Genomic DNA, 13,608 nt, shown 5'->3' on the forward strand with positions numbered 1-13,608 from the left:
TTGTTTCTTACTCCAATAAGCAATCCTTATATTTGCAATCTCATTAAAATTTACAGATGAAAATATCTTACAACTGGTTAAAACAATTCATTAAAATAGACTGGAAATCTGAGGAAACTGCAGCTTTACTTACTGACTTAGGTCTGGAAGTAGAAATTGTTGAAAAATACCAATCGGTAAAAGGCGGATTAGAAGGCATTGTTGTGGGACATGTTCTTACTTGTATTCAACATCCGGATGCCGATAGATTAAAAATAACTACCGTTGATTTAGGGAATGGCGTTCCTGTACAAATTGTATGTGGTGCCAGTAATGTTGCCGCAGGGCAAAAAGTTCCGGTTGCTACTATTGGAACGACACTATATGATAAAGAAGGAGTCGCTTTTTCAATAAAAAAAGGAAAAATACGCGGACAGGAAAGTCACGGAATGATTTGTGCCGAAGATGAATTAGGTCTTGGTGAAAGCCACGACGGAATTATGATATTGGATGATGCCTTATTACCTGGAACTCCAGCGGCCACAGTTTTCAAAATTGAAAATGATGAAGTATTCGAAATTGGATTAACACCCAATCGTGCCGATGCAATGAGTCATTTGGGAACTGCACGCGATTTAAGAGCCGGAATGCTGCAAAGTGGTGTCAACGTAGAATTGATTACACCATCCGTAAGTAATTTTAGAGTCGACAAAAGAACTCTAAAAATTGACATTGATGTAAAAGAACCTAAACTTGCCCCAAGATATTGCGGGGTGACAATTTCTGGTATTGAGGTTAAACCATCTCCGGTTTGGTTGCAAAACAGATTGAAAGCTATTGGATTAAATCCAAAAAATAATATTGTGGATGTAACCAATTATGTTTTACACGAATTAGGTCAACCACTTCATGCTTTTGATGCTGCAAAAATTAATGGGAAAATTGTAGTTCAAACTCTTCCTGCAGGAACCAAATTTACTACACTTGATGATATCGAAAGAACTTTACACGAAGAAGATTTGATGATTTGTGATGAAAAAGGACCTTTATGTATTGCAGGTGTTTTTGGCGGGAAAAAATCAGGAGTTTCAGAAAGCACCAATTCTATATTTTTAGAAAGTGCTTATTTCAATCCGGTAAGCATTCGTAAAACAGCTAAAAGACATCAATTAAATACTGATGCCTCTTTCCGATTTGAGAGAGGAATTGACCCAACTATTACGGAATACGCCTTGAAACGTGCTGCAATATTGATTCAAGAAGTAGCTGGAGGCGAAATAACATCTGATGTTATGAATATGTATCCTAAGAAAATTGAAGATTTTTCTGTTTTCTTAAACTTTAGTAAAGTCGCAAAAATTATTGGTCAGGAAATTCCAAAAGATACCATTAAGAAAATATTAGTTTCTTTAGATATTAAAGTGAATAGCGTTTCAGATGCAGGATTGGGATTGACTATTCCATCTTACCGTGTGGATGTACAAAGAGAAATTGATGTAATCGAGGAAATATTAAGAGTATACGGATACAACAACATTAATTTTTCTATAAAGTTAAATGCCACGGTTTCGAATTCACCTAGAAACGAAGATTACAAAATTCAAAATACGATTGCCACTCAATTGAATTCTCAGGGTTTTCATGAAATGATGGCAAATTCATTGACTACGGCTACTTATGCTACACTTTCGGACGAATTGAATGTCGCACACAATGTGACGATGCTTAATCCGCTAAGTGCTGATTTATCCACAATGCGTCAATCTTTGTTATTTTCAGGATTGGAAGCAGTTTCGTATAACATCAATCGTAAAAATGCTGATTTGAAACTATTCGAATTTGGAAAAACATATCATAATTATCTTGCTGGTTACGAAGAGAAAAAACATTTGAGTTTATTCCTTACTGGTAATAGAAATCTAGAAAACTGGACTAGCGTACAAAAAACGTCTGATTTCTTTCTGTTCAAAGGATATGTATCTGGAATACTTTCAAGATTAGGTTTAGAAAAAATCCAAAATACTCCGGAAACTTCGGATATTTTTTCTGAAGGAATAGCTATTGAAATTGGTAATGAAACAATTGTTGAATTAGGAGTAGTAAAAAAATCTATTTTAAAACATTTTGGGATAAAGCAAGAAGTATTTTATGCTGATTTTAATTGGGATGTAATTTTAAAGAAAATTTCTACGAAAATTAAATACGCTGAAATTCCGAAATACCCTGAAGTTCGTAGAGATTTAGCCTTGTTAGTAGATCAAAATGTTACGTACGAAAGCATTTATAATATTGCCCGTCAAACCGAGAAATTATTACTAAAAGATATCGATTTATTTGATGTATACGAAGGACAGAATCTTCCCGAAGGTAAAAAATCTTATGCATTGAGTTTCACTATACAAGACAACTCAAAAACGTTGACGGATGTTCAAATTGACAAAATTATGAGCAAACTGCAAAAGAATTTTGAAACTGAACTTGGAGCAAGTTTAAGATAATTTCTATTTTTTTTTATAATATATAAAATCCCGATTCTAAAATTAGAATCGGGATTTTGTTTTTATATGCTTTTAATTACAAATTCGCTACGTCTGTTTAACTCATGTTGCTCTTCAGTACAAGAGTCCTCAGGAATACATTTTATGTTTTGGACCGTCTCCCCATATCCTTTAGCAAGAATTCGTTTAGAAGGTATTCCTTGTTCCAGAAAGTAAGTTTTTGTTGCTTGCGCTCTTCTGGATGACAAATTCATATTAAACGTATTGTTACCTCTGCTATCTGTATGCGAACCAATTTCAATAACCATTTCAGGATATTTTTTCATTAATTCAACAACTCTGTTCAAAATAGGTTTTGAATCCTTTCTGATATACCACAAATTATAGTCAAAATAGATCGGATCTGTTTTAATGATTAATCTATTTTTTTCTTGAACTACATCTTTTTCATTCGCTACAATTGCTTCTATTTTTTCTTTCTTCTTAGCTTCGGCTAAATCTTTATCTTTTTTGGCTGCTATTACAAGATCTTTTTTGTTTTGCTCCTGCGCTAAAATTGCTTCTTTTTTCTTCAAGGCTAAGGCAGCTAATTCTGTTTTATTCTGTTCATCAAGAATCAATTGCGCTGCTCTTGCTATTTCTTCCATGGATTTTAATTCCATTGAGGCATCATTCCTCTTATTTCTTTCTTTGCTACGAGCAACTATTTTGAAACTGTTGGTATAATTTTCTTTGGATGCATTTACTTTAAATTCTGTTTCACAAGAAACTGTAAAATTAAATGCACCGTCTGCAGATGTTAAAATTCTTTGTAATTCTATTGCATCAGAATCTTGTAAAACAACTACAGTATTCTCTAATGATAATTTTGTATCTACATCTGAAATGATACCGGAAATAAATTGCTTACAATCCTCTATTAGTAATTTCTTTACCTCTTTTAAAGAATAAATATCATCACTACCCTTTCCTCCTAATCGATTGGATGAAAAATAACCTTCATTATACTCTGAATCTATGTAAAAAGCAAAATCATCATATCCCGAATTTAGAGGCAAACCTACGTTTTCTGCTTTTAAGAATACGTTATTTTGCAACTGCGAAACAAAAACATCCAACGATCCATAACCTTCATGTCCATTTGACGAAAAATATAATTTATTGTCTTTTGAAATAAAAGGAAATTGTTCTTTTTTGGAAGTATTAATTAGATTACCTAAATTTTGGGGAGTACTATATGCATCACCACTTATTGATACTGAAAAAATGTCAAAAGATCCTAGTGATCCTGGCATGTCGGATGCAAAGTATAAAGTTTTCTCATCAGTACTCAATGCTGGATGTTCTGTAGAATAATTTTCACTATTGAATGGTAACGAAACTATATTTGTCCATTTATCATTAACATATTGAGCCTTAAAAATTTGAAGGTTTGAAACTTTGTCTTTATTCTTACCTCTTCTTCCTTTTTTATAATTATTTCTAGTGAAATAGATTGTCTTTCCATCTTTGGTGAATACAGCGTTAGATTCGTGCATGGAAGTATTTATTTCTTTAGAAAAATAATTTACAATTGAATCACTGGAATTTATATTTTTCAAAGGAATTGAAATTAAATTCAAATACGTTTCACCATTCCATTTATACATTTTATCAAATAAACCTGCTTTCTTTTTTACTCCCGAAAACACTAAATTGCCTCTCTCTGACACTGCTCCAAATTCAGAATTTGGCGTATTTATCCCTAAATTTTTTATTTCGAATCGATCACCAATAGCAGAAACATTTTCTAGGTTGACTAGCTCTTTTTCAAAGTCAATCAAAAATTTTTGATCCGTTAATGAAGAAAAATAGTTTCTCATAACTGAATTAGCAGCTTTATAATTTCCAGTAGCTTTTAAAGTTTGGGAATATTTAAAATAATACCCTTCTTCTAGATCTTTACTATAATTATTTATCAATAGTTTGTAATAGCGCTGTGCATTTGCAAAATCACTCGTGAAATAATAACTATCAGCCAGGTTCTTAACAACCGTTACTGAACTGTTTTCTCGAATAATGGATTCATACAAGGGAATAGCTTCATTATAAAAAGTTCTATCAAAAAAACGATTGGCTCTTTTTAAATCTTGTTCTTGCGCGTTTATTAATTGTATTGAAAATACGATTAAAATCAGTACTATTTTTTTCATATTTTATATGTTAGAAAAATCTTGGCGACTTATCATATCCTTTACTAGATAAATCCAAATTAAACAATACAAAAATTTCATGTGTTCCAGAATTGAATTGCCCCAGATTAGACGTATTGTAATCATAGGCATATCCAACTCTGATGTTAGGCGTTGCTTTTACATTCATCATACCACTTACTGAATCTCCAAATCGATATGCAGCTCCAAATTCAAATTGGTCATTGTATAGAACGTTAGCAGAAAGGTCTAGTGAAATTGGTGCGCCTTTAACATATTTTGACATAAAAGATGGTTTAAATTTGAATGAATGCGAGATATCAAAAACATAACCACCAGTTAGAAATACATGAATATTTTCTGAGCCAAAAGAGTTAATTCCTGAACGGTCCTCAATGTGTTTTGTAGCAAGCAAATTAGGTGCTGATAAACCTACATAGTACTCTTCCGTGAAGTAAAATGCTCCGATACCAATATTTGGCATGACATCATTAATATTTTCAGAAAATGCTAAATCTGTTGAAGCATTGCCACTTTCAAAAACAAACCCATTAAAATTAGTTGCTAAGGATGTTAAACCCGCTTTTAATCCTAGAGATAATTTATGATTATTATTGAATTCTAACAAATAAGCAAAATCTGCAAAAAAGTTATTCTCTTTTTTAGCACCGTCTCCAATATCATCCGAAATTAATGAGAAACCAACTTCAACTTTTTTGTTTACTGGCATATGGGCAAAAAGAGTCAATGTTTTTGGGGCGCCAACGGCTCCTACCCATTGCGTTCTATATAGAGCTCCAAGATTTAAAGTGGATTCAACTCCTGTAACATAAGCAGGATTTAGCACATTCATATTGAACATATATTGTGTGTATTGTGGATTCTGTTGTGCTGATACTTTAATTATAATTAAGAAAAAACTTAAAAATAGTAGTGTTTTTTTCATTTAAAATTTGTTTTTAACTTGTAAAGAACCATTAACGATTTAAATAAAGTCGTCCTTGTTTTGGTGAAGTGTTACTTTTATTAAAATTAATAACATAAAAATAAACTCCATTTGGCGCTTTTCCATTGATGTCAGTACTAGAATCCGATACTGTCCCGTCCCAATCCGGTTTGTTTTTATTTACGGTGTACATCAAATTTCCATATCGATTGAAAATTTCCAATGTATAACTAGGATATAAAAAATCAATATCTGGAATGCTAAATGTTTCATTTACGCCATCCCCATTTGGTGAAAATCCATCAGGTATAAAGAAATCAGCCGTAACATTACAATTTGTAAGGGATACAGTAACTTGTAATGGATTTGTTGACAAACAATTATTAGCAGTCGTAGAATCAAATCCGTAGTAGATACCGCTATCTTGAAGTAATGTATTGGCAGACAATTGATTTCCACTTACTGCACCATCAAACCAAACTAAAGTACCGTTAGTAGTAACATTATCAGATAAATTTTGAATTGTAGGATTATCTAATCCACAAAAGTTTTCACCATCTGGATTTAAAATTGGTGTTGGCAATTCATTTATTACAATTGCTATCATTTCTAGCCCGGATTCACATCCTGTAACAGAATTTATTTCTTTTACATAATAATTACCTGATACCAATAGTGCGCTACTATTTAGAGCAGTCGTACTTGTCAATGAATTATACCATCGGTATTGCGAACCATTTGGAACTAAGTTGGCAACAGTAGCGTTATCAACTTTACAAAATTCCTGATTCGTAACTGTTGGATTGTTTGGTATTACATTTATTAAAAAGCTCTTAGAATTTGGATTTATTATTGCTGAGCAACCATTATTTACATTAGTAAGGTCAGTAATCGTAAATGAAGTACTGCCTGTGTTAGGAAGATTAGTTACCGGCATTACAAAATTAGCTTTTCCAGAATTCACTGCTAAGGTTACTATTTGCGAAGCACTGTTATTAGCACCTGAAAGAGTATAGCTTAAAAAAATAGATGTTAAATTCCCTAATCCTGAGAGTTCCACAGTGACAGGTTGATTTTGGCAGACATCTTTAATAGTAACTACTAAATTGGTTACATCTGGCAATGCTTTAACAACAAAATCTTTAGACAAGGTTGTCATATTGGTACAGCCGGTAGTGAGATTTCTGATATTTGTAATTGCAATTGTTGTAGTACCAATATTTGGAATTAAACCTGTTGGTATAAAAAATGAAGTAAGTCCACCGGTAACGTTGATAACAGTCGATTGTGCCGTGGCTATATTACTTCCAGATAAATTATAAACAATAGTATAACTTCCGTCAGTAAGATTGGAGGTCCCCGAAAATTCTACTACGGCGTCAGAAGTTTGACAAACTGGAGCAATAGTAAGTGTAGCGTTATTGATTTTAGGAATTGGGTTAATTTTAATCACTCCCGAAATTAAAGGAATTATATTATTACAAATATTAAGTGATGTGCCACTGACAATATTTGTAACCGTGATAGTGTAATTTCCGGGAACAGAAAAATTATTAGAAGCAATTGGAAAAGTCAAAACATTATTTGAAAAGTTTTGAATAGTTGTTATTGGCGATCCAATACCTGATATGATATACGTAACGCTATAACTTCCATCTGGAATATTCACAACATCTTTTAAAGTTGCCGAAAAAGCCGTTACTGCAATTTCTTTTTCACAAATGGGTGTATTGACAGTTAAAGTTGCTCCTGTATAATCGAGTTGTTTTTCAATGGTAATATCTACACTTGATGACTGATCATCACAAACATTATTATCCGTGAATACTGTATAAGTAAAACGATATGTCCCAGGTCCTTTGGTATTATAAATATTTTGGATATTAATAGTGGAATCAGTATCGTCGTTATTGTCGATTTCATCCGTTACAGTCTCAGTCCAAATACCGTTACTATCCTCCCCTATTAGTTGATCGTTTAAATTAAAATTGGTGTAAGCACTTAGTTCATTGGAACACAAATTCAAATCATACGGAGTTCCAGGCTGTGGCGATCGATAAATTGTTACAAAAATTTTAACTTCTGGAGGCGCTGCACAAGAACCAATAGCTGGTATTGAATACGTATATTCGTAAGTACTACCAGGATTTAAATTTGTAGCATCCAGTATATTATTATTTAAGCCTACATTACTTGTATTTCCAACCCAAGTACCACCCAGTTGTGGCGCTAAAAAATCACCATTAAAAGCCTCAAATAAATTATAAGCTTGTTTGGTATTACAAATTGAAGCATTGGACCCCGGTACTCCTGTATATCCACCTACTGTTATGGATATAACCGCCGAATCTGTACAACCTAACCCATCCGAAACAGTATACGTGTATTTATAGATACCACTTTTCTTAATTAACTGAGCATTAAGAATTCCCGTCGTTCTATTTAATCCTCCTGATCTATCATCATCTTTCCAAGTTCCGCCAGAAATATGAGAACCTAATTGCAAATTCAAATCTATAGCTGTACTAGATACGTTTGAAATATCGCAAATAATTATGCTGTTATCATCATTTCCAGCAATTCCTGAACATTGTGCATAGGCATCATAGGTACAAAAAATAAAAAGAAAAAAAGAAAAAAAACAATAAAGGTGTTTAACTCTAATTAAGGGTAATTTTATAATCATAAATGTTTCATTTTACCAAAAATAAACATTTTCATACGATTTTTACATACTTTTTTCTAAAATTAAAATCCCTTAAGTTTTTGAATAATAAGCATATTACTTAATATTCTGCTTCCTAAATTAGAATAAGGACTTTACATAATACAAAAGAGCCCTACAAATAATTACAAGGCTCTAAAAATTAACAAATTTCAACCTCTATAAAAAATTATTTTTTTGGTAATACAACAGCGTCAACAACGTGAATCACACCGTTAGATTGGTTAACATCAGCAATTGTTACTTTAGATTTTCCACCATTTTCATCAGTGATGTATAAATCTTTACCTTTCATCCAAGCAGTCAAAGTTCCACCACTTACTGTTTTCATTGTAGCTTTTCCATTGCCCATTTTGATAGCTTTAGCAATATCCGAAGCATTCATTTTTCCTGCCACAACATGATACGTAAGTATAGTTTGCAACATTTTTAAGTTTTCTGGTTTTAACAATGTAGTTACAGTTCCTGTAGGTAATTTATCAAACGCTGCATTTGTTGGTGCAAAAACTGTGAATGGACCTTTACTTTGTAATGTTTCAACTAAACCGGCTGCTGTTGCTGCTGCAACTAAAGTGGTATGATCTTTTGAATTTACTGCGTTCTCAACAATATTTTTAGAAGGATACATCGCAGCTCCACCAACCCTTACTGTTTTTTGAGCGAAAGAAGTTGCTCCCAATACTACTGTAAATAATGCAATAGATAAAAATTTTCTAGTTTTCATAAAATCTGTTTTTATTAAGTTATACAAAGCATTTACGCACAATAAGTACTTTTGGTTTTAAAAAAATTGTAAATATTTTTTAAAATACTGATTTTAAACTATTTGAAAGCTATTTTTTTTTACTATTGTGAAAATGAGATAAAGTAAAAATGTTCTGCTGCTCAAACTTTTAAACAAAAAAAAGCTCCGCAAATTGCGGAGCTTTCTATATTCAAAAAATTTCAATAAATTATTTTTTCTCTGATTTTTCCATTTTAGCTTTCAATGCAGCTAACATATCATTGTTGTCACCTAAAGTTGCAGCTGGTGCATTTGTAGATGAGTTAGATGAAGTGTTTTCAGTAGCTGTTTTCACATTTTTCTCTTCTTCTTCACGGAAGATAGCAGTGTGAGATGCAACTACTCTTTTGAATTCTTTGTTGAATTCGATTACTTTGAAATCAGCTGATTCTCCTTTTTTCAATTTCTTTCCGTCTTCTTTTTCAAGGTGACGAGTAGGAATGAAAGCAACGATATCATCTCCGAATTCTACAGTAGCTCCTTTGTCAACGATTTCAGAAATTTCACCGTTGTGGATAGTTCCAACTGCGAAAGAATCTTCATACTGATCCCAAGGATTAGCAGTAGTTTGTTTGTGACCTAAAGATAATTTACGTCCGTCAACATCTAATTCTAATACTACTACGTCAAGTTTTTCACCAACGTTTACAAATTCAGATGGGTGTTTGATTTTCTTAGTCCAAGATAAGTCAGAGATGTAAATTAATCCATCAATTCCTTCTTCTAATTCTACGAAAATTCCAAAGTTTGTGAAGTTTCTAACGATACCTGTATGTTTAGAACCTACTGGGTATTTAGCAGTGATATCAGTCCAAGGATCTTGAGACAATTGTTTGATACCTAATGACATTTTACGGTCATCTCTGTCTAAAGTTAAAATTTGAGCTTCAACAATATCCCCTACTTTTACGAAATCTTGAGCAGAACGTAAGTGAGTAGACCAAGACATTTCAGAAACGTGGATCAAACCTTCAACACCTTCAGCAACTTCGATAAATGCACCATAATCAGCGATTACAACTACTTTACCTTTTACTTTGTCTCCAATTGCTAATTTAGCATCTAGAGCATCCCAAGGGTGAGCGTTTAATTGTTTCAATCCTAATTGTATTCTTGTTTTTTCGTCATCGAAATCAAGGATTACAACGTTTAATTTTTGGTCTAATTCAAGAACTTCACTTGGGTGGTTAATACGACTCCAAGAAAGGTCAGTAATGTGAATTAATCCATCAACTCCACCTAAGTCAATAAAGACACCATAAGAAGTAATGTTTTTAACAACACCTTCTAATACTTGTCCTTTTTGCAATTGACCGATGATTTCTTTTTTCTGAATTTCAATATCCGCTTCAATAAGCGCTTTGTGAGAAACAACAACGTTTTTGAATTCGTGGTTAATTTTCACAACTTTGAATTCCATCATTTTGTTTACATATACATCGTAATCTCTAATTGGCTTAACATCAATTTGAGATCCTGGTAAAAACGCTTCAATTCCAAAAACGTCAACGATCATACCACCTTTAGTTCTGCATTTTACAAAACCATTAACGATTTCTCCTGTTTCGTTAGCCGAAATAACTCTATCCCATGATTTGATAGTACGTGCTTTTCTGTGAGATAACACTAATTGACCAGTTTTATCCTCACGGATGTCAATCAATACTTCAACAGTATCACCTACTTTTAATGCTGGGTTGTAACGGAATTCGTTCAATGAAATAACACCTTCCGATTTTGCGTTGATATCAACGATAACGTCTCTATCTGTAATTCTAACAACTGTACCATCAACTACTTCTTCTTGATCTGTAGCAATAAAAGTTTTTGAAACTAGTTCTTCGAATTCTTTTAAGTTTTTTTGATCAACTGCATCAATACCTTCTTCAAAGTTGTGCCAGTTAAAATTTGCTAAAAACTCTTCTTGTGATTTTACTTGTTCAGACATGCTGATTAAAAATTTGTATTCTGTATTCTCTCGAGTTTCTTAATGTGCCAGAAAACAGCAGAAGTTGTTTGTATAATTAGTTGAACCCTAAAGGAAACTCTTATTCACCAAAAGGACTGCAAAAGTAACACATTTATATCAAATACCAAAATATTTATGTTTCGATAATATATTGATTATTAGGAGCAGAACATTTTGGATTTTTTAGGAACTCTGCTCCCGCTTTCCGCTGTATCTTTTACACAGCTTCCAGCCTTCAAAGGGCTGGAAGCTGCGTAAAAGGATGCCGCTTCACTCGGGGCTAGTTAACTACAATTGGTAATTTTCAACAAAAAAAACCCGATATCTCCTAAAAAATATCGGGTTTGTATTTATTCAAATCCTGATTTAATGACTTACATTTTGAACATCCAAAGGATTGTGTTTGTGCTTGAATAAAATAGCAAATGCAACGGCAATTATCAACGCATAAATAGCAAAAGCCAGCCAAATCGTATGCCAGTCTTTCATAAAAATGACTTTACTAAACAATCCATCAGCTCCTATTACATTCCCTTGACCAGTTACAAATTCTAGCATTTTTGAATTTGTAGTTTCTGTTTCCAAAAAACCAGCTAACTCAGTGGTATTATTAAATGATTTAGTAAAATATTTATCAATAGCCCATCCGGAAGTAAAGCTTCCTAAAACCGCACCAAAACCATTGGTCATCATCATAAACAATCCTTGCGCTGAAGAACGATTTTTAGCATCTGTATTCGTTTCTACAAATAATGAACCTGAGATATTAAAAAAGTCAAATGCCATTCCGTAAACCACACAAGACATAATTATCATCCATAACCCATCTGTTGGATTTCCGTATGCAAATAATCCAAAACGCAAAACCCAAGCCAACATACTAATCAACATCACTTGCTTGATTCCAAAACGTCTTAGAAAAAAAGGAATCGCAAGAATAAATAATGTCTCTGAAATTTGAGAAATCGACATGATAATCGTTGAATATTCTACAACGAAGGAATCTGCATATTTTGGAAAATGTTTAAATTCATCTAAGAAAACATCTCCGTAAGCATTAGTTAATTGTAGCGCCCCTCCTAAAAACATAGAAAAAACAAAAAACAAAGCCATTTTATAATCGGCAAACAACTTGAAGGACTCCAGACCTAATGTTTCCATTAGTGACGCATTCTCTTTTGATAAACGCTGTGGTTTACATTTTGGTAAAGTAAAAGAATAAATCCCCAGAACTACAGCGGCTAAACCTGCTATATAGAACTGATATTCAGTTGCTTTATTTCCAGTTAAATTAGTAATCCACATCGCAACAATAAATCCGATTGTTCCCCAAACCCGAATGGGTGGGAAATTTTTTATTACATCTTTATTGTTTAATTTTAATGCTGTATACGATATAGAATTGCTCAAGGCAATCGTTGGCATGTAAAAACACATTGCCAAAAGCATAATGTAAATAAAGGTTTCCGGAGTGGTAACTTGTGGAATATAGAATAAAACCGCAGCATATAAAATATGAAGAATTCCGTATAATTTTTCAGCATTTACCCATCTGTCAGCGATAATTCCGGTCAGTGTTGGCATAAACAATGAAGCAATTCCCATCGTTCCAAAAACCAACCCAAACTGAGTTCCTTCCCAGTTTTTTGTTCCAAACCAGTAATTTGCAATGGTAATCAACCAAGCTCCCCAAACAAAAAACTGAAGAAAGCTCATTATTACCAATCTATTCTTAATTCCCATGAGATGAATTGTTATTTTTTATTTTAAAAAATTTACAAGGCGTAAATCTACTATTAAAAATGAGATCTGCAACTAATTAAATCGTTTTAGTAATTTCATTTACCAATTCTAAAACAAGCTTGAATTGTTCCTCACGATTCAAATGTGAATTATCTATTTCTACAGCATCTTCAGCCATAACTAATGGAGAATCCTTACGGTGCGTATCAATATAATCGCGCTCTTCCACATTTTTGAGAACTTCTTCAAATGTGACCGCATCGCCTTTTGCAACCAGTTCATCATAACGCCTTTGTGCTCTTGTAGTTGCACTTGCGGTCATGAATATTTTTAGCTCCGCATCTGGAAAAACTACTGTACCAATATCTCTGCCATCCATTACAATTCCTTTGTCTTTTCCCATTTCTTTCTGTTGTTCCACTAATTTGGCACGAACCTCAGAAACTTCGGCAACTTTACTCACAAAACTGGAAACTTCAATCGTCCTGATTTCGGTTTCGACGTTTACCCCATTCAAATACATTTCGCCAAAACCTAAATCAGCATTGAATTTGAATTGCAATTTTATATTTGGTAAACTAGTAATCAAGGTTTGTTTATCAAAAGATTCCGCATTTATATGCCCATTTTGCATCGCAAATAAAGTTACGGCACGATACATCGCTCCCGTGTCTACATAAATATATCCTAGATGATTCGCAAGTTGTTTAGCCAATGTGCTTTTTCCTGTAGAAGAGAAACCATCAATTGCGATAGTAATTTTTTTATTCAA

At 33.0% G+C, this 13,608-nt stretch carries 8 protein-coding genes; 1 reads left to right on the forward strand and 7 read right to left on the reverse strand.

What is annotated here, in order from left to right:
• Positions 1–56: 56 nt before the first annotated feature.
• Positions 57–2,477 carry a phenylalanine--tRNA ligase subunit beta gene (gene pheT / locus AC0J6S_RS13525; protein WP_474954287.1) on the forward strand — a complete coding sequence of 807 codons (2,421 nt, stop codon included), beginning with the start codon at positions 57–59 and terminating at the stop codon, positions 2,475–2,477.
• A 62-nt stretch (positions 2,478–2,539) separates the two neighbouring features.
• On the opposite strand, the gene AC0J6S_RS13530 is transcribed toward pheT, so the two are convergent.
• The 7 genes from AC0J6S_RS13530 to cmk all read right to left on the reverse strand — a co-directional run bounded on the left by AC0J6S_RS13530 (position 2,540) and on the right by cmk (position 13,608).
• The gene (locus AC0J6S_RS13530; RefSeq protein ID WP_474954288.1) at positions 2,540–4,669 is read right to left on the reverse strand and encodes an OmpA family protein; all 2,130 of its coding nucleotides are present in this window, start codon (positions 4,667–4,669) and stop codon (positions 2,540–2,542) included.
• A 10-nt stretch (positions 4,670–4,679) separates the two neighbouring features.
• Positions 4,680–5,615, reverse strand: coding sequence for a PorP/SprF family type IX secretion system membrane protein (locus AC0J6S_RS13535; RefSeq protein ID WP_474954289.1), 936 nt, complete (start codon positions 5,613–5,615; stop codon positions 4,680–4,682).
• A gap of 31 nt (positions 5,616–5,646) precedes the next feature.
• Positions 5,647–8,301 (reverse strand): gliding motility-associated C-terminal domain-containing protein, encoded by a 2,655-nt coding sequence (locus AC0J6S_RS13540; RefSeq protein WP_474954290.1) that lies wholly within the window; start codon positions 8,299–8,301, stop codon positions 5,647–5,649.
• A gap of 208 nt (positions 8,302–8,509) precedes the next feature.
• On the reverse strand, positions 8,510–9,064 hold the full coding sequence (locus tag AC0J6S_RS13545; RefSeq protein WP_474954291.1) for a fasciclin domain-containing protein: 555 nt from the start codon (positions 9,062–9,064) through the stop codon (positions 8,510–8,512).
• 229 nt (positions 9,065–9,293) lie between these two features.
• Positions 9,294–11,072 (reverse strand): 30S ribosomal protein S1, encoded by a 1,779-nt coding sequence (gene rpsA, locus AC0J6S_RS13550; RefSeq protein ID WP_474954292.1) that lies wholly within the window; start codon positions 11,070–11,072, stop codon positions 9,294–9,296.
• A 387-nt stretch (positions 11,073–11,459) separates the two neighbouring features.
• The gene (locus AC0J6S_RS13555; protein WP_474954293.1) at positions 11,460–12,836 is read right to left on the reverse strand and encodes a nucleoside permease; all 1,377 of its coding nucleotides are present in this window, start codon (positions 12,834–12,836) and stop codon (positions 11,460–11,462) included.
• A gap of 76 nt (positions 12,837–12,912) precedes the next feature.
• Positions 12,913–13,608, reverse strand: coding sequence for a (d)CMP kinase (gene cmk / locus AC0J6S_RS13560; protein WP_474954294.1), 696 nt, complete (start codon positions 13,606–13,608; stop codon positions 12,913–12,915).

The organism is Flavobacterium sp. TS_SC_5 (assembly GCF_056156265.1).

Coding starts and splice junctions, on each gene's coding strand:
- pheT (WP_474954287.1), top strand. CDS start 57: ATGAAAATATCTTACAACTGGTTAAAACAATTCATTAAAATAGACTGG.
- AC0J6S_RS13530 (WP_474954288.1), bottom strand. CDS start 4,669: ATGAAAAAAATAGTACTGATTTTAATCGTATTTTCAATACAATTAATA.
- AC0J6S_RS13535 (WP_474954289.1), bottom strand. CDS start 5,615: ATGAAAAAAACACTACTATTTTTAAGTTTTTTCTTAATTATAATTAAA.
- AC0J6S_RS13540 (WP_474954290.1), bottom strand. CDS start 8,301: ATGATTATAAAATTACCCTTAATTAGAGTTAAACACCTTTATTGTTTT.
- AC0J6S_RS13545 (WP_474954291.1), bottom strand. CDS start 9,064: ATGAAAACTAGAAAATTTTTATCTATTGCATTATTTACAGTAGTATTG.
- rpsA (WP_474954292.1), bottom strand. CDS start 11,072: ATGTCTGAACAAGTAAAATCACAAGAAGAGTTTTTAGCAAATTTTAAC.
- AC0J6S_RS13555 (WP_474954293.1), bottom strand. CDS start 12,836: ATGGGAATTAAGAATAGATTGGTAATAATGAGCTTTCTTCAGTTTTTT.